Here is a 16,432-nt window from a genome sequence, read left to right as displayed (position 1 = left end):
CGCCCGCTCAGGAGGTGCCCGGTGCCCGCACGTTCCACTCGACTGCTCGTCGGCCTGCTCGCCGGAGCCGGCGCCACCCACTTCCTCGCCCCCGGACCGTACGAGGCGATCGTGCCCGAGTCCCTTCCGGGCAGCCCCCGCGCCTGGACCCGCGCCAGCGGCGTCGCCGAACTCGCGCTGGCCGCCGCCGTCGCCCTCCCCGCGACCCGCCGCACCGGCGCCCTGGTCACCGCCGGATTCTTCGCCGCCGTCTTCCCCGCCAACGTCAAGATGGCCTACGACTGGCGGCACCGCCCCGCACCCCTGAAGGCCGCGGCCTACGCCCGGCTCCCTGTCCAGATTCCTCTGGTGGTGTGGGCGCTGAAGGTCAGCCGCTCGGCGGCGGACCCACGAGGATGACGTCCAGGGTGCGGGGGCCGTGGACGCCTTCGACGCGGTCGAGTTCGATGTCGCTGGTGGCGGAGGGGCCTGAGATCCAGGTCTGGGGCCGGGTGGGGTCCAGGCGAGGCAGAGCCAGGGGGACCGACGCGACCACCTGATCCGGTGCCCGCACGACGCAGATGTGGTGGTCGGGGACGAGCGTGAGAATCCGCCGCCCCTGGTCGGCGCCCGCGTCCAGCACGATGGTGCCGGTCTCGGCGACGGCCAGGGCGCAGCCGGTGATCACACTGTCGACCTCGTCCAACTGCGCCGCGGTCAGCGGCGGTACGTCGTCCAGCAACCGTGTCCCGCCGATCCCGGCCAGCCACTCCCTCGGGACCCCCGCCGGGACGACCGCCGTCCGCGCACCCCGCTCGGCCAGCAGCCGCGCCACCGCGGGTGCCAGCCCCGCCTGATCGGTGCGGTGGATGTGGGCCCGGTAGTCGGTGAGGTTCTCCGCGAGCAGATCGGCGGTCTCGTACGGGGTGCGGTCCGCGTGCACGGTGAGGTAGTCGCGTGCTGTGTACGTGGTGGCCGGTGCCGGGCTGTCCGACGTGGTGCCGAGGGCGTTGCGGATGCGGGTGAGGACGGTGTCGCGGGAGGTCACTGGCCGTTCTCCTTGGTCTGGGGGTGGTTGGCTGGTTGGTTTTTCTGCCACCAGTCGCGGAAGGTCTGCGGGGGGAGGGTGGGGAGGTCGCGGGTGGCGGTCCAGGCTTTGGCGGCTCCGGGGAGCCGTTGGGGGTGGAGGTGTCGGGTGCGGGTGGCGAGGCGCTGGCCCTGGCGCATGATGCCCGGGCGGTCGAGTGTCCAGCGGGCGGCGCGCATGGTGGCGCGTTCGGCGGCGTGGCCTTTGGCGGGTTTGATCGTGACGCGTTGGCCGTTGTGGGTGGTGGTGGCGCCCTGGGCGACGCGTTCGCGGAGGTGGACGAGGACTTCGGGGATGTTGATGGCGACGGGGCAGACGTCGTAGCAGGCGCCGCAGAGGGTGGAGGCGTAGGGGAGTGAGGCGTCGAGTTCGGTGGTGGTGGTGCGGAGTTGGGGGGTGAGGATGGCGCCGATGGGGCCGGGGTAGGGGGAGCCGTAGGCGTGGCCGCCGGCGCGTTCGTAGACGGGGCAGACGTTGAGGCAGGCGGAGCAGCGGATGCAGCGCAGGGCCTGGCGGCCGGTGGTGTCGGCGAGGGTGTCGGTGCGGCCGTTGTCGATGAGGACGAGGTGGAAGTTTTCGGGGCCGTCGGTGTGGGTGGTGCCGGTCCACAGGGTGGTGTAGGGGTTCATGCGTTCGGCGGTGGAGGAGCGGGGGAGGGTCTGGAGGTAGATTTCCAGGTCCTGGAAGGTGGGGATGACTTTCTCGATGCCGACAACGGAGATCAGCGTCTCGGGCAGGGTGAGGCACATGCGGCCATTGCCTTCGGATTCGACGACGACGAGGGTGCCGGTGTCGGCGATCATGAAGTTGGCGCCGGAGATCCCGACTTTCGCGCGGAGGAACTTTTCCCGCAGGTGGAGGCGGGCGGCTTCGGCGAGGTCGGCGGGGGTGTCGGTGAGGTTGTCGGGTGCGGGGCGGCCCCAGGTGGTCATCTGGGTGTGGAAGATGTCGCGGATCTGGTGGCGGTTTTTGTGGATGGCGGGGACGAGGATGTGGGAGGGGAGGTCGTTGCCGAGCTGGACGATGAGTTCGGCGAGGTCGGTTTCGTAGGCGGTGATGCCGGCGGCGGTCAGGGCGTCGTTGAGGCCGATTTCCTGGGTGGCCATGGATTTGACTTTGACGACTTCGGTTTCGCCGGTGTCCTGGACGAGGCGGGTGATGATGCGGTTGGCGTCGTCGGCGTCCAGGGCCCAGTGGACGGTGCCGCCGGCGGCGGTGATGTTCTCCTCGAGCTGGAGGAGGTAGTGGTCGAGGTGGCGCAGGGTGTGGTCCTTGACGGCGGCGCCTGCTGCGCGGAGTTGGGGCCAGTCGGCGAGTTCTGCGATGGCTCTGGCGCGTTTGTCGCGGATGGTGTGGGTGGCGTGGGTGAGGTTCGCGCGGAGCTGGGTGTCCTTCGTGGACGAGGCGGCGGCCTTCGGGAACGACGGCAGACCCAGATACGTACCACTCATCGGACCACTTCCTGCCGGTAGGGCTGTTCCTCGGTGGACGCGAGGATCTCCGCCAGATGTACGGCCCGCAGGTCGGCGTCCTGCCGCCGCAACAGACCGTCCAGGTGCATCAGGCAGGAGTTGTCCGCGCCGCACAGCACCTGCGCGCCGCTGTCGAGCGCGTGCCGCACCTTGTCCTCACCCATCGCGGCCGAGACGTCGGGATTCTTCACGGCGAAGGTGCCGCCGAAGCCGCAGCACTCCTCCGCACCCTCCAACTCCCGCAGCTCAAGCCCCTTCACAGCCTCCAAGAGCCGCCGGGGCCGCTCACCGAGCCCCAGCATCCGCAGCCCGTGACAGGACGGGTGATAGGTCACCGTGTGCGGGAAGTACGCGCCCACATCCGTCACCCCCAGCACGTCCACCAGGAACTCCGTGAGTTCGTACGTCTTCGGCACGGCGCTCGCCGCGGCCTCGGTGAGTCCCCGGTCGCGGCCCTCGGCGACGGCCTTGGCGGCGATCCGCGGGTAGTTGTCGCGCACCATGGCCGCGCAGGAGCCGGACGGCGTGACCACGTGGTCGTAGGCGTCGAAGGCGGCGGCGTAGCGGCGTACCAGCGGTTCGGTCTCGTGCCGGTAGCCGGTGTTGAACTGGGGCTGTCCGCAGCACGTTTGGGCGGCGGGGAAGTCCACCTCGACGCCGAGCCGTTCCAGCAGGGTGACGACGGCCCGCCCGGTGTCCGGGTACAGCAGGTCGTTCACGCATGTCACGAAAAGCGCTACGCGCATGTCTCCTCCGCGCCGCGCCGCGGCAGGCCGTGCGACTGACGATGACCCATGGCGCTCATACTGCCGCAACGGCGTGACGCGGGGAAGCGAGACATCCGATGTTTATCGGAATCGGTGGCCAGAGCGGCAGGCGTGCGGACGACCGGAGCGGCGGACAACGCGGAGCGCCGCCCCTCCCGGGACGGTCGGTAAGCATCACGCGTCCCGGTGGGTCAAAGGGGACAACTCGCGTTCAGTGCACGCGTTCGAGCGAACGCTCGCTCGTGGGTTCGACTGTTCGGGTGGCCAGGAAGGCGCGGATCTCGCGTACGGCGCTTCGCCCCGCCCGGTTGGCGCCGATCGTGCTCGCCGACGGGCCGTAGCCGACCAGGTGGATGCGGGGGTCCTTGACCACGCGGGTGCCGTCGAGCCGGACGCCGCCGCCGGGCTCGCGCAGTTTGAGCGGGGCCAGGTGGTCGAGGGCCGCGCGGAAGCCGGTCGCCCACAAGATGACGTCGGCGTCCAGCGTGCGGCCGTCGGACCACGCGACGCCGTGCGGGGTGATCCGGTCGAAGACGGGCTCGGGCCGCAGGACCCCGCGCACCTGCGCGTCGCGGATCGCGTCGGTCGCGGCCAGCCCGGTGACGCTGACGACGCTCTGCGGCGGCAGCCCCCGGCGCACCCGGTCCTCGACGAGGGCGACCGCGGAACGTCCCCACTCCTGGTCGAAGGGCGCGCTGTGGAAGACCGGCGGGCGACGGGTCAGCCAGGTGGTGCGGGCGACCTCGGCCAGCTCCATCAGCAGTTGCACCGCCGACGTACCGCCGCCGACCACCAGGACGTGCTTCCCGGCGAATTCCGCCGATCCCCGGTACTCCGCCGTGTGCAACTGCCGCCCGAGGAAGGTCTCCTGGCCCGGGTAGTACGGCAGGAACGGCCGGTCCCAGGTGCCGGTCGCGTTGATCAGCGTCCGCGTGGACCACACACCCGCGTCGGTCTCCACCCGCAGCCGCCCCGCGACCCCCTCCCGTACGGCGGTGACGTCGACCGGCCGCCGGACATCCAGGTCGAACTCCCGCTCGTAGCGCGCGAAGTACTCGCCGACCACCTCGGCGGACGGCCGGTCGGGGTCGGCGTCGCCCAGCGGCATACCGGGCAGCTCGTGTACGCGGTGCGCCTTGCCGTAGGTGAGCGACGGCCAGCGGAACTGCCAGGCGCCGCCCGCGCCGGGGGAGTGGTCGAGGACGACGAAGTCCGTGCCGGACCGCAGCCCCGCGCGGCGCAGGAAATACCCGGCCGAGAGCCCCGCCTGCCCGGCGCCGACCACGACCGTCCGCACGTTCCGCACGCCGGACACGTCCGGCCCGTCCGCCGCGTCACCCAAGTCGTTCATGTTTCACCCAACGGTGGGGGCGAGTGAAAGCTTCCCCCGCGCGCGGGCGGCCGGGGACGCGGGAGACGTCGGTGTCCGGGCGGGCGGCGGTCTGCCAAACTGTCTGCGTCGCGCAGAGAAGCGCGACGGCACGGGCGCGGGCCTCCACGGCCGCGCGGAACCACGCAGGAGGCACCATGGCGCGGACCGACGCCCCCACCGGCCGCCGCTCCGATCTGCTGTCCGAGCTGTCCGTGGCCTCGCGCCACTACACGGCGTCGTACGCCCTGTTCAACCAGGCGCTCGCCGACTACTTCGGGCTGCACCCCACGGACGTGCAGTGCCTCAATCTGCTGAGCCTGGAGTCGCGCCCGGTCACCATCGGGCGGATCGCCGAGCTGACCGGCCTCACCACCGGCTCCGCCACCCGGCTCGTGGACCGGCTGGAACGCGCGGGTTACGTGGTCCGTGAGCGGGACACCGAGGACCGGCGCCGGGTCATGGTGACCACCGTGCCCGACCGGATGGCGGACTTCGGCCGTGTGTGGGGCGGCCTGAGCGGCGGCTGGTGGCGGATGCTCGACTCCTACGACGACGACCAACTCGCGCTCCTGCTCGCCCATATGCGCCGCACCGTCGACCTGAGCACCGCGCAGATCGCGCGGCTGCGGGCGGGTGACGTGGCCGACCCCGGCGGCGCGGGCGAGGAACACAGGGGCGCCGCCGGGGCCTGATCCGCCGTACCCGCTACGGGCGGGTGAAGGCGGCGGCGTTCTCCGCCGCCCAGGACGCGAAGGTGCGCGGCGGACGCCCGATCAGCCGTTCAAGAGTGTCGGTCACCTCCGTGGGCGTACCGTCGAGCGCCTTCCACCAGTCGAGCAGCGCCTCGGCGAACGCATCGGGCAGATGCTCCGCCGTCTCCGCCCGCCATGCCTCACGGCTTACCGGCACGGCGGCGATCGGCTGTCCCGTGGCGTCCGCGAGCACGTCGACCTGCTCGGCGAAGCTCAGCGACTCGGGCCCCGTCAGGTGGTACGTCCCGCCGCGCACACGGGAATCGGTGAGCGCGGCGCAGGCCGCCTCGGCGAGATCGGCCTCGTGCACGGGGTCGGTGTGGGCGCCGGGATACGGCAGATTCACCGCGCCTGACGCCTTGATGGGCCACGCCCACTGGAGGGCGTTGGCGGCGAAGGCGCCGGGGCGCAGCACGGTCGAGGCGATCGGTGAGGCGGCGAGCGCGGTCTCCACCTCCAGGTGGTGCCGGGCGATCGGGTCGCGCTCGGCGTCGGGCTCCATGACGCTGGCGGACGAGAGCAGCACCACGTGCCCGACCCCCGCCCGTTCCGCCTGCTCCAGGAACGCGCCGATGTGCGACGCCTCGGCGTAGAGGAACACCGAGTCGACCCCCGCGAGCGCGGCGGGGAAGCCGGACGGGTCGTCCAGGCTCAGGGCGGTGGTCCGCACCCCTTCCGGCGGTTCGACCTCCTCCGGCTTCCGCGAGGCGACGCGTACGTCGGCGCCCCGGTCGTGAAGGAGCGCGGTGAGGGCGCGGGCGACGCGCCCGCGGCTTCCGGTGATGAGGACGGTCATGGCGGTGTTCCCCGTTCGTGGAAAGGACTTGGGAGCGGGTGGCACAAAGAGCCGTGCGGCCGACGGAAGGTCGGAGGGAGCAGTCGTGGCGAAAACTATGCGCCACGAAGAATCTGTGTCACGCAGATAAATATGGGCGTCATCTCCAGGGCTGTCAAACGGATCGGTGACAGGGCGCCGGCGCGCGACGGACCCGCGCCGCCGCCGCGATCCGAGGAGCGTGCGCCGCCTCAGGGGGCCGGTGTGCGGGCCGACGGACCCGTGACCCCGGCCGGGGCGGGCATGCGCGGTTCCGAGGCCCAGCGGCGCAGCCGGGAGACGCGTTCCGCCGCCTCCTCCAGCCGGGACAGCGGCAGGTCGCCGTCGGCGACCGCGCGGGCCGCCGCCGTGTGGATCGCGTCGTGCACACCCGCGCCGCTCGCGGGGCCGAGACGTACCAGGTCGACCCCGGCGATCCAGGCGAGCACGGCCGCGCCCGGCACGCCCCAGCCGTCGACGATCGACGGCGCGTCCAGGGTGTCGCTGACCACGACCCCGCCGTAACCCAGCTCGCCGCGCAGGATGCCGGTGACGGCCGGGCCGCTGAGCGTGGCGGGCAGACCGTCCTCGCCGGGTACCGGGGAGCGTCCCGCGGTGATCGCGCGTACACCGGCCGCGGCCCCCTCGGCGAAGGGCCGCAGGCTGCCCGTACCGGTGAACGGCCCCAGCGCGGCGGCCACTCCGTGCGTCTGGAGGTCGGTCACGAAGACCCGCGTCTCGTCGGCGCGGGTGCCGGGCCGTACGGCGAGGTGCAGATTGGCACCGGCCGCCATGAGTTCGGCCGCCGCGGCGCTGCCGCCACCCGGCCGGTGCGGCTCCGGGTGACCGGTGAGGGCGTCGGGGAGCGCCGCGCGCAGCGTGTCGGACGCCTTGCGCGCCGCCTGGCCGCGCGCGTGCACCGCGACGCCGGGGGTGCCGCGTTCCAGGCCGCGCAGGATCCAGTCGGGAAGTCTCTCGTCCGCGCCGTCGACGGCGGGCAGCAGGCACGAGTCGACGAGCACGGCGAGCCGGTGCAGCGCGTTCACGTGGTGGTCCCCCTTCGGGGCGCGACAGAGGCGGATGTCCCGAGCCCCGGCGATATCCCGAGGCCCGCCGAATGGTACAGACCAATGCCCGGAGGCGGCAATCACCCCAGGTCCGCGTCCCCCCGGTGACCCCCGCGCCCACAGCCGGCCCCACGGCCGCGGACCGCTCAGCGGCCCCCGGACAGCAGCAGCGGCGCCCCGCCCGGAGCGGACGGCGGGCGGCCGTTGGCGGCGGGCACGGCGGACAGCGGCGACGGAAGGGCCTCCAGCAGACCGCGCGCGGCCAGTTCCGGCATGACGCCCTCGCCGAACCAGTACGCCTCCTCCAGGTGCGGATAGCCGGAGAAGATGAAGTGGTCGATGCCCAGCGCGTGGTACTCCTCGATCCGGTCGGCGACCTCCGCGTGGGCGCCGACCAGCGCCGTGCCGGCGCCGCCGCGCACCAGCCCGACGCCCGCCCACAGATTCGGCGAGATCTCCAGCTTGTCCCGCTGCCCGCCGTGCAGCGCCAGCATCCGCTGCTGGCCCACCGACTCGCTGCGGCCGAGCGCCTGTTGGGCCGCGGCGACCGTGTCCTCGTCGAGGTCGGCCAGCAGCCGGTCCGCGGTCGCCCACGCGTCGCGCGCCGAGTCCCGCGCGATGACGTGCAGCCGGATGCCGAATCTGACCGTACGGCCCTCGGCCTCCGCGAGCCCCCTGATCCAGTCGATCTTCCGCTTCACCTGCTCGGGCGGCTCGCCCCAGGTCAGATAGACGTCGGCGTAGCGGGCCGCGACCGGCCCGGCGGCCTGAGAGGAACCGCCGAAGAAGATGTCGGGGCGGGGCTCGGGCGGCAGCGCCACCAGCCCGCCCGCCACCTGGTAGTGCTCGCCGTCGTAGTCGAACGGCTTGCCCTCCCACACCCCGCGCACCACCGACAGGAACTCCGCGGTGCGCGCGTACCGGCTGTCGTGGTCGAGATGGTCGCCGAACCGCTTCTGCTCGGTGGAGTCGCCCCCGGTCACCACGTTGAGCAGCAGCCGCCCCCGGCTGATCCGCTGATACGTGGCCGCCATCTGCGCCGCGAGCACCGGCGAGATCACCCCGGGCCTGAAGGCGACCAGGAACTTCAGCCGCTCGGTGTGCTGGGTCAGCGCCAGCGTCGTCAGCCACGCGTCCTCGCACCACGTACCGGTCGGCGTCAGCACCCCCTCGAACCCCAACTGGTCGGCGGCGCGCGCGATCTGGGCCAGATACTCGATGTCGGGGGCGCGGATGCCGGAGACCGGCGTGATCCGGGAGCGCTTCACGCCTCCGTCGGTGTAGACGTGGCGGTCCACCAGGGTGCGGCCGTCGCCGCCGGTGGGCAGGAACCAGTGCAGGTGTACGGACATCGGGCGGACGCCTTTCGATGGGCGGGATCCGGTGCGGTCCGGCGGGATCCCGGCGCGCGGCACGGGAGGTCCGCCGGATCACCGCGGGGACGTCCCGAGGGGACCGGCGGGGCCGGAACGCGAAGAAGAGCTACGGAAGCGCGGGGGAGGGGAAGCGGCGCGAAACGTCAGCGACCGCGACAACACGCGGCAGACGCCACCCGCAGGAGGTCGATGTGACCACGCGAGGTGAGCATGCAGGGACGCGGCATACAACGACGGTAGTCACGCGTCCGTCGGCAGGTCAACGCCGTCTCACCTCGCGGATGGCGGCGGATGGCCGCGGAAAGCGGCTGATCGCGGCGCGAGCCGCCCGCCGGGCCGGAGCCCGCGCCCCGCCGCCGGGCACGGGGACCCCGGCGACCCGCCGCGCCGACACCCCCGCCGCCCCGCGGAATTGAGTGACCATGGACGTATGGCCGACAACCTCACCTCACGCGTCATCGACATCGCGACCGGCTCCAGCGAGACCGTCCACGACCTCACCGACGCCTGCGCGTCGTTCCTGCGCGAGGCGGCGGCCGGGCGCGACGGGCTGCTGAACGTCTTCGTGCCGCACGCCACCGCGGGCGTGGCCGTCATCGAGACGGGCGCGGGCAGCGACGACGACCTGCTCGCCGCGCTCCAGGACCTGCTCCCCGCCGACGACCGCTGGAGCCACCGCCACGGCAGCCGCGGGCACGGCCGCGACCACGTACTCCCCGCGCTCGTCCCGCCGCACGCCACCTTGCCGGTACTGGACGGCCGCCTGGAACTCGGCACCTGGCAGTCGGTCGTCCTGGTGGACACCAACGTCGACAATCCGCGCCGCCAGGTCCGGCTGAGCTTTCTGGGCTGACCGGCGGGCGCTCGCCGAGAAGCGCTGACCCGCACGCCGCGCCGCTCCACCTGGAGCGCCGCCACATCCCGACGCCCCGACACGCATCGCGCCAGTCATATCCGCCTTTTGCGGCGGATATGACTGGCGCGATTTCCGATATACCGCGATGTGCTGTACCTGGGCGCTCCGCTTCTTCTGACGGGATATCACGTGTGGTGTTGACCGTTGGTGAAGGCATGCGGAAAACTCGGCACGGCTAATACGGGGCGAGTAATATACGAAGGCGGTAGAAAGCGGTGCGGCGGCGACGATTCCTGGGCTTAGCGGCGGTCGGTGGCTCGATGGTGCTGGCGGTGACCACCCTCGGCGCGTGCGGGAACACCTCACCGCGGAGCAAGGCCATCACCCTGCACGTGGTCGCCACCGACTACAGCGGTCTGAAGACCGCGAGTCCGGTGGCCCAGACCTGGAACAGCCTGGCCCGCTCGTTCGAGGAGCGGAATCCGAACATCACGATCGACGTGCAGTTCGTGCCCGTCGCCGACGCCGACGCGCAGGTCGCCACCATGGTCGAGGACGGCCGGGCGCCCGATCTCGCGCAGCTCGACTCCTTCAGCGCCTTCAGCGACGGCAAGCAGCTCTACAGCGCGGACGAACTGTTCCCGATCAGCATGCAGTCCGCCTTCGTCCCGTCGCTGACGGACGCCGGTTCCGTCAACCACGTGCAGTACGGCATCCCGTGGGTCGCCTCCACCCGGATGTTCTTCTACAACAAGAAGCTCTTCGCCCGCGCGGGCATCACCCGCGCCCCGGAGACCTGGGCCGACATCAGGCGCGACGCCGTCAAGCTCAAGGAGCACGGCGTCCCGGTGCCGTACGGACTGCCGCTCGGCCCGCAGGAAGCGGAAGCCGAGACCATGATGTGGATGATCGGCAACGACGGCGGCTACACCGACAACGTCGGCTCGTACAACCTGGACTCGGTGCGCAATGTCGACGCCTTCGTCTGGCTGAAGAAGAACCTCGTCGACGCCGGTCTCGTCGGCCCCAAGGACCCGGCCAGGACGAGTGTCAGCGATGCCTTCAGCGACTTCCTCGCGGGCCGCACGGGGATGCTCAACGGCCATCTGACGCTGCTTCCCTCCGCGAAGGCGGCCGGAATCGACATCGGAGTGGCGCCGCTTCCCGGAAGGACGGGCCCCAGTTCGCAGGCGCTCGGGAACGCCGACTGGATGATGGCCTTCCGGCAGAAGGGACACCGGGAGGCCGACGCCAAGTTCCTCCAGTACATATACAGCGAAGAGAATTTGTTGAAATTCCAACAGGAGTACAAGTTGCTCCCGGTCACGGTGAAAGTCGCGGAAACGGTCAGGATGGATCCGCGGTACCGCGATCTCGTGCCATTCATGAACCTGCTGTCGGACGCGGCGTTCTATCCCGTCGCCAAGGCGTCCTGGGCCCCGGTCAGCGCCGAACTGAAGAAGGACATCGGACAGGCCGTGCACCGCGACCCCAAGGTCGTACTGGCCGGCCTCCAGCGCGACGCCCAGCGCAGCGACGGCGCCAGGTAGTCCGAGGAGCGGACGAGGGCGCCGCCGCACGGCCGGTCAGGCGCCCAGCACCTCCGCCAGGTCGTACCCCACCGGCTCCTCCAACTGCGCGTACGTGCACTCCGCGGCCTCCCGGTCCGGGCGCCAGCGGCGGAACTGCGCGGTGTGGCGGAACCGGTCACCCTGCATGTGGTCGTAGGCCACCTCGACCACCCGCTCGGGGCGCAGCGGGATCCACGACAGGTCCTTCTTGCCGGTCCACCGGCTCGGACCGCCCGGCAGCCGGTCGGCGGCCTGCGCCTCCTCGCTCGCCCACTCCTGCCACGGATGGCCCTCGACGGACGCCATCCGCAGCGACTCCAGCTCCGTCATCAGCGCCTCGCGGCGGCGCATCGGGAAGGACGCGCAGACGCCGACGTGCTGAAGCATCCCCTCGGCGTCGTACAGACCGAGCAGCAGCGAGCCGACCACGGGACCGCTCTTGTGCAGCCGCATCCCGGCCACCACGCAGTCCGCGGTGCGCTCGTGCTTGACCTTGATCATGACGCGCTCGCCCGGCCGGTACGGCAGATGCAGGGGTTTGGCGACGACCCCGTCGAGACCGGCGCCCTCGAAGCGGGAGAACCACTCCTTGGCCGTGTCGATGTCCTGCGTGGCGGGCGCGGTGAACACCGGCGCCGTCGCCTCCCGCAACGCCTCCACCAGCACCTCGCGCCGGTCCCGCTGCGGCACCGGCAGCAGCGTCTCGTCGCCCACGGCCAGCAGGTCGAAGGCGACGAAGGACGCGGGCGTCACCTCCGCCAGATGGCGGACCCGGGACTCCGCCGGATGAATCCGCTCCAGCAGCGCGTCGAAGTCCAGCCGGCCGCCCCGCACGATGACGATCTCGCCGTCCAGCACGCAGCGCGGCGGAATCCGCTCCCGCAGCGCCTCGACCAGCTCGGGAAAGTACCGGGTCAGCGGCTTGCCCGAGCGGCTGCCCAGCTCGATCTCGTCGCCGTCGCGGAAGACGATCGCCCGGAAACCGTCCCACTTGGCCTCGTAGAGCATGCCGGGCGGGACGGCCGCGGCGGACTTCGCCAGCATCGGCCGCACAGGGGGCATCACCGGAAGGTCCATGCTGGTGATTGTGCGCGGCCCCGCCCGGCGGCGCCCGCCGACGGGCGCCGCCCGGCCGTACGGCCTAGCGTGGTCGCATGGCCGAGACGCTGGAACTGACCGTCGGCGAGCGGGCCGTCCGGGTGTCCCACCCCGACAAGGTCTACTTCCCGCAGCGCGGATTCACCAAGGCCGACCTGGTGAGGTACTACCTCAGCGTCGGCGACGGCATCCTGCGCGCGGTCAGGGACCGGCCGACCACACTGGAGCGCTACATCCACGGCGTGGAGGGCGAGTCCTTCTTCCAGAAGCGGGCCCCGAAGAATCTGCCCGACTGGATCCCCACCGCCCGGATCGCCTTCCCCAGCGGCCGGTACGCCGACGAGATCTGCCCCACCGAGACCGCCGCCGTCCTGTGGGCCGCCAACCTCGGCACCTTCACCTTCCACCCCTGGCCGGTGCGCCGCGCCGACACCGACCACCCCGACGAACTGCGCATCGACCTCGACCCGCAGCCCGGCACGGACTACGGCGACGCCGTACGCGCGGCGCTCATGCTGCGCGAGGTGCTGGACGGACTCGGCCTGACCGGCTGGCCGAAGACCTCCGGCGGACGCGGCCTGCACGTCTTCGTGCCGATCGCGCCGGAGTGGACCTTCACCCAGGTACGGCGCTCGGCCATCGCGATCGGCCGCGAACTGGAGCGCCGCGCGCCCGACCGGATCACCACCGCATGGTGGAAGGAGGAGCGCGGCGAGCGGATCTTCGTCGACTACAACCAGACCGCGCGCGACCGCACGATCGCCAGCGCCTACTCCGTACGGCCGTTCCCGCACGCCCCGGTCTCGGCGCCGCTGCGCTGGGACGAGGTGAGCAGCGCCGTGCCCGAGGACTTCGACCTGGGCACCATGCCGGGGCGGTTCGCGGAGGTCGGCGACGTGCACGCCGACATGGACGAGCACGCCTTCCGGCTGGACGCGGCGCTCGAACTGGCCGACAAGGACGAGCGGGAGCACGGCCTCGGCGACCTGCCCTACCCGCCGGAGCACCCCAAGATGAAGGGCGAGCCCAAGCGGGTGCAGCCGAGCCGCGCCAAGAAGGCCGCGTCGGACAGCGACGCGGACGGGTAGCGACGCGAAGCGGTGGCCTCCGGCCGCGCGATTCAGTCGAACGTCTCGACGTACTCCTCGGTCGGCCCCAGCTCCGGCCGGTCGCGCAGCTCGACGCGGTCGCCGAAACGCTCCAGCTCCAGCACCGTGACGGTGTTCTCGCCGGCCGTCAGCAGCGGCGCGGGCACGTAGAGGGTGACCTGCGGGCCGATCTCCCAGTACCGGCCGAGCAGCGTGCCGTTCACCCAGACGAAGCCCTTGCCGAAGCCGGGAAAGGCCAGGAAGGTGTCGGCCGGGGCGTCCGCCGTGAACCGGGCGGTCGCGAAACCCGCGTCGCCGGACGGCGGGGCGACCGACGGCGCGCGCTCCACGTCGGCCGCGGGCCATTCGTCCAGCGGCAGTCCGTGGACCGACCAGTTGTGCACCAGGCGGCGCTCGACGCGGACCCCGCCGAGGATGCCCTTGCCCTGGCCGAGCAGCGGACCGTAGTTGATCCGGCCCTGGTTCTCGACCAGGAGTTCCAGCAGTACGGGCTCGCCGGCGCCCTCGACGGTGAGCGAGCCGGTCTCCCGGTCGAGCACACCGGCGGGCGCGCCGTCCACGAAGACCTGGGCGCGGTCGTGCAGCCCGTGCACGGTGATCTCCCGCGGGCCGCGCGGCAGACGGGGGCGGGCGCGGTAGAGCACCAGCCCCGAGGGCTGTTCCAGCTCCTCGAAGCTCAGCGGATGCGGGGACGCCACCGGCCGCGACAGCGCGGTGAGCGCGTCCAGCAGACCGGCGCCCCGGACCACGGGCAGCGCGCGAGCGGTGAGCGGCGGCGCGGTCGCGGGCAGCGGCCGGGAGGCTTCGGCCGCGCCGGTCACCGCGAGCAGCCGGTCGCGCAGGGCGAAGAACTTCGGGCCGAGGCCGCCGTGTTCGGCGACCGGCGCGTCCGAGTCGTAGCTGGTCACGGTCGGCTGGAGCCTGTCGCCGTCGTGGTTGGCGCCCGCCCACAGACCGAAGTTGGTGCCGCCGTGCGCCATGTAGACACTCACCGAGCCGCCCTCGTCCAGGATCTCGGCGAGCGTGGCCTCGGCGCTGTCGACGGTCCGGATGTGGTGCTTCTCGCCCCAGTGGTCGAACCAGCCGTTCCAGAACTCGGCGCAGACGAACGGCTCGCCCGTTCTGCGCGAGCGCAGCAGTTCGGCGGCCTGCGCGGCGCGGGACCCGAAGGTCGCCGTGGTCAGCGTGCCCGGCAGGGCGCCGCCGTCGAGCATCAGGTCGGTCGGGCCGTCCGCGGTGTAGAGCAGTTCGGTGATGCCCCGCTCCACCAGCGCGTCGCGCACCCACGCCACATAGCCGTGGTCGTCGCCGTAGCTGCCGTACTCGTTCTCCACCTGCACGGCGACCACCGGCCCGCCGCGGGCCGCCTGGAGCGCGGCGACGCGCGGGATCAACGCGTCGAACCAGCGCGCCACTTCGTCGAGGAAGGGCCGGTGCGAGGAGCGCAGCCGCATGCCGGGCGTCCCGGTCAGCCACGCGGGCAGGCCGCCGTTGTCCCACTCGGCGCAGATGTACGGGCCGGGGCGCACGATCACGTCCAGGCCGGTGTCCCGCGCGAGCGCGACGAACCGCTCGATGTCGCGCGGGCCGTCGAAGGACGGCCGTCCCCGGCGCGGCTCGTGGAAATTCCACGGGACGTACGTGTCCACGGTGTTGAGCCCCATGGCCGCGAGGCGTTCCAGCCGGTCGGCCCACTGCTCGGGGTGGACCCGGAAGTAGTGCAGCGACCCCGCCAGGACGCGGTGCGGCTGCCCGCCGCGCAGGAACGTGCCGTGCGGATACGACAGCAGGGGAGCGGGTCGGCCGTTGGCGTCCGCGGGTGCGGTGGTGGTCGGAAGGCTCACAGCACCGAACTGTGGCACAGATTGTTATCGATGCCAACGCGGTGCCTTCAGCCGGTCCGGGGCGGGACCACGAGCTGGAGAGCGCCCCCTTTGGGCGGGTGCGACCGCTATCATCGGCGGCAGCGGATCAGCCGGAAGGGACCCATGAAGAACCAGAGCGCGCGCGACGCCTCCCGTCCGCCCGGCATGGCGGATGTCGCACGGGTCGCCGGGGTCTCCGCGCAGACCGTCTCGCGGGCCCTGGCCGGTCACCCCAATGTGCAGGACAAGACCCGCGCCAAGGTGCTCGCCGCCGTCGACCAGCTCGGTTACCGCAGGAACAACGCGGCGCGCATGCTCTCCTCCGGCCGCAGCCGTACCATCGGCGTGGTCACCCTCCAGACCAGCTTCTACTCCCGCACCGCCCTCACCCTCGGCATCGAACGGGCCGCTCAGGAGGCCGGTTACGCGGTCAGCACCGCCACGACGGCGTCGCTGGACACCTCCGCCATCGAGAGCTCGATGCTGCGGCTGGCCGACCAGCACGTCGAGGGCGTCGTGCTCGCCGTTCCGCTGATCCATGTGAGCCGCCAGATCGAGCAGCTCACCAGCGCCGTGCCCACCATCACCGTCGACGGTTCGCGCACGTCGGCGACCGAAGTGGTCGCCGTCGACCAGTCGGCGGCGGCGCGGCTGGCCACCCGGCACCTGCTGGACCTGGGCCACGAGACGGTCTGGCACGTCGCGGGACCCGGCGAGTGGCTGGACGCGGCGAGCCGGTCGCAGGGCTGGCGCGCGGTGCTCGAAGCGGAGGGCAGGACGGTGCCGCCGGAGCTGACGGGCGACTGGTCGCCCGCCTCCGGCTACCGCAACGGCCTCATCCTCGGCCGGATCCCCGACGTCACCGCGGTCTTCGTGGCCAGTGACGAGATGGCGTTCGGCGTCATCCGCGCCCTGCACGAACTGGGCCGCAGGGTGCCGGAGGACATCTCCGTCGTGGGCGTGGACGACATCGCGCTCGCCGAGTACTGCTCGCCCTCGCTGACCACGGTGGCCCAGCCCTTCGCCGAGATGGGGGCGCTCGCGGTCTCCCACCTCATGCGGTACATCGCGGACCCGGACGCCACCTTGGAACCGGCCTCCGTGGAGCCGACGCTGGTCGTCCGCGCCAGCACGGCGCCCGCCCGCCGCTGACGGTCAGGCGCCGGCCGACGGCCTGAGGGCGTCACCGCGCGCGGGGGAGTACGTACCCCTGCCGTCCGTGCCGCCGCCTGTCCGCGTTCCCGGAC

At 72.2% G+C, this 16,432-nt stretch carries 15 protein-coding genes; 6 read left to right on the top strand and 9 right to left on the bottom strand.

Going from position 1 to position 16,432, the window contains the following annotated elements; all coding sequences use genetic code 11:
* Nucleotides 1–21 precede the first annotated feature (21 nt).
* Entirely contained in the window at nucleotides 22–399 is a 378-nt protein-coding gene (locus ACIQCJ_RS12865) for a hypothetical protein (protein WP_355346613.1), read from the top strand.
* Here ACIQCJ_RS12865 and ACIQCJ_RS12860 read toward each other — a convergent pair.
* The 4 genes from ACIQCJ_RS12860 to ACIQCJ_RS12845 all read right to left on the bottom strand — a co-directional run bounded on the left by ACIQCJ_RS12860 (nucleotide 368) and on the right by ACIQCJ_RS12845 (nucleotide 4,656).
* Nucleotides 368–1,027 carry a lactate utilization protein C gene (locus ACIQCJ_RS12860; RefSeq protein WP_402711374.1) on the bottom strand — a complete coding sequence of 220 codons (660 nt, stop codon included), beginning with the start codon at nucleotides 1,025–1,027 and terminating at the stop codon, nucleotides 368–370. The two genes, ACIQCJ_RS12865 and ACIQCJ_RS12860, sit on opposite strands and share 32 nt — an antisense overlap.
* Nucleotides 1,024–2,517, bottom strand: coding sequence for a lactate utilization protein B (locus tag ACIQCJ_RS12855; protein WP_402711373.1), 1,494 nt, complete (start codon nucleotides 2,515–2,517; stop codon nucleotides 1,024–1,026). The genes ACIQCJ_RS12860 and ACIQCJ_RS12855 overlap by 4 nt, the downstream gene beginning before the upstream one ends.
* Nucleotides 2,514–3,284, bottom strand: coding sequence for a heterodisulfide reductase-related iron-sulfur binding cluster (locus tag ACIQCJ_RS12850; protein WP_391164096.1), 771 nt, complete (start codon nucleotides 3,282–3,284; stop codon nucleotides 2,514–2,516). The genes ACIQCJ_RS12855 and ACIQCJ_RS12850 overlap by 4 nt, the downstream gene beginning before the upstream one ends.
* Before the next feature lie 232 nt (nucleotides 3,285–3,516).
* Entirely contained in the window at nucleotides 3,517–4,656 is a 1,140-nt protein-coding gene (locus tag ACIQCJ_RS12845; RefSeq protein ID WP_402711371.1) for an NAD(P)-binding domain-containing protein, read from the bottom strand.
* Between the two features lie 176 nt (nucleotides 4,657–4,832).
* Between ACIQCJ_RS12845 and ACIQCJ_RS12840 the strand changes: the two genes are divergently transcribed.
* On the top strand, nucleotides 4,833–5,369 hold the full coding sequence (locus tag ACIQCJ_RS12840; RefSeq protein WP_355343699.1) for a MarR family transcriptional regulator: 537 nt from the start codon (nucleotides 4,833–4,835) through the stop codon (nucleotides 5,367–5,369).
* Nucleotides 5,370–5,382: 13 nt separating this feature from the next.
* Here ACIQCJ_RS12840 and ACIQCJ_RS12835 read toward each other — a convergent pair whose 3' ends face one another.
* From ACIQCJ_RS12835 to ACIQCJ_RS12825, 3 genes are all read right to left on the bottom strand, one after another.
* Nucleotides 5,383–6,225, bottom strand: a complete 843-nt coding sequence (locus ACIQCJ_RS12835; protein WP_402711370.1) for an NAD(P)H-binding protein — start codon at nucleotides 6,223–6,225, stop codon at nucleotides 5,383–5,385.
* Nucleotides 6,226–6,455: 230 nt separating this feature from the next.
* On the bottom strand, nucleotides 6,456–7,289 hold the full coding sequence (locus tag ACIQCJ_RS12830) for a glycoside hydrolase family 3 N-terminal domain-containing protein (RefSeq protein WP_355343705.1): 834 nt from the start codon (nucleotides 7,287–7,289) through the stop codon (nucleotides 6,456–6,458).
* A gap of 167 nt (nucleotides 7,290–7,456) precedes the next feature.
* Nucleotides 7,457–8,662: an LLM class flavin-dependent oxidoreductase gene (locus ACIQCJ_RS12825; RefSeq protein WP_355343708.1), complete on the bottom strand. Its 1,206-nt coding sequence runs from the start codon at nucleotides 8,660–8,662 to the stop codon at nucleotides 7,457–7,459.
* 454 nt (nucleotides 8,663–9,116) lie between these two features.
* Between ACIQCJ_RS12825 and ACIQCJ_RS12820 the strand changes: the two genes are divergently transcribed.
* The gene (locus ACIQCJ_RS12820) at nucleotides 9,117–9,539 is read left to right on the top strand and encodes a secondary thiamine-phosphate synthase enzyme YjbQ (protein ID WP_355343711.1); all 423 of its coding nucleotides are present in this window, start codon (nucleotides 9,117–9,119) and stop codon (nucleotides 9,537–9,539) included.
* Nucleotides 9,540–9,862: 323 nt separating this feature from the next.
* Nucleotides 9,863–11,092 (top strand): extracellular solute-binding protein, encoded by a 1,230-nt coding sequence (locus ACIQCJ_RS12815; RefSeq protein WP_391050265.1) that lies wholly within the window; start codon nucleotides 9,863–9,865, stop codon nucleotides 11,090–11,092.
* A gap of 36 nt (nucleotides 11,093–11,128) precedes the next feature.
* Here ACIQCJ_RS12815 and ACIQCJ_RS12810 read toward each other — a convergent pair whose 3' ends face one another.
* Nucleotides 11,129–12,190, bottom strand: coding sequence for an ATP-dependent DNA ligase (locus ACIQCJ_RS12810; RefSeq protein WP_402711369.1), 1,062 nt, complete (start codon nucleotides 12,188–12,190; stop codon nucleotides 11,129–11,131).
* A gap of 77 nt (nucleotides 12,191–12,267) precedes the next feature.
* Between ACIQCJ_RS12810 and ligD the strand changes: the two genes are divergently transcribed.
* Complete coding sequence (ligD, locus tag ACIQCJ_RS12805) at nucleotides 12,268–13,299, top strand: non-homologous end-joining DNA ligase (protein ID WP_391050262.1); 1,032 nt, start codon at nucleotides 12,268–12,270, stop codon at nucleotides 13,297–13,299.
* A 32-nt stretch (nucleotides 13,300–13,331) separates the two neighbouring features.
* Here the strand turns inward: ligD and ACIQCJ_RS12800 are convergent, their stop codons facing one another.
* Nucleotides 13,332–15,164, bottom strand: coding sequence for a glycoside hydrolase family 35 protein (locus ACIQCJ_RS12800; protein WP_402711368.1), 1,833 nt, complete (start codon nucleotides 15,162–15,164; stop codon nucleotides 13,332–13,334).
* Nucleotides 15,165–15,308: 144 nt separating this feature from the next.
* Here ACIQCJ_RS12800 and ACIQCJ_RS12795 point away from each other — a divergent pair, with 144 nt between their 5' ends.
* Nucleotides 15,309–16,337: a substrate-binding domain-containing protein gene (locus ACIQCJ_RS12795; RefSeq protein ID WP_391118749.1), complete on the top strand. Its 1,029-nt coding sequence runs from the start codon at nucleotides 15,309–15,311 to the stop codon at nucleotides 16,335–16,337.
* The last annotated feature ends 95 nt before the right edge of the window (nucleotides 16,338–16,432 follow it).

Source organism: Streptomyces sp. NPDC093221 (assembly GCF_044753885.1).
In the GTDB taxonomy this organism is placed as follows: domain Bacteria; phylum Actinomycetota; class Actinomycetes; order Streptomycetales; family Streptomycetaceae; genus Actinacidiphila.
This window is presented reverse-complemented; position numbering and strand designations above follow the sequence as displayed.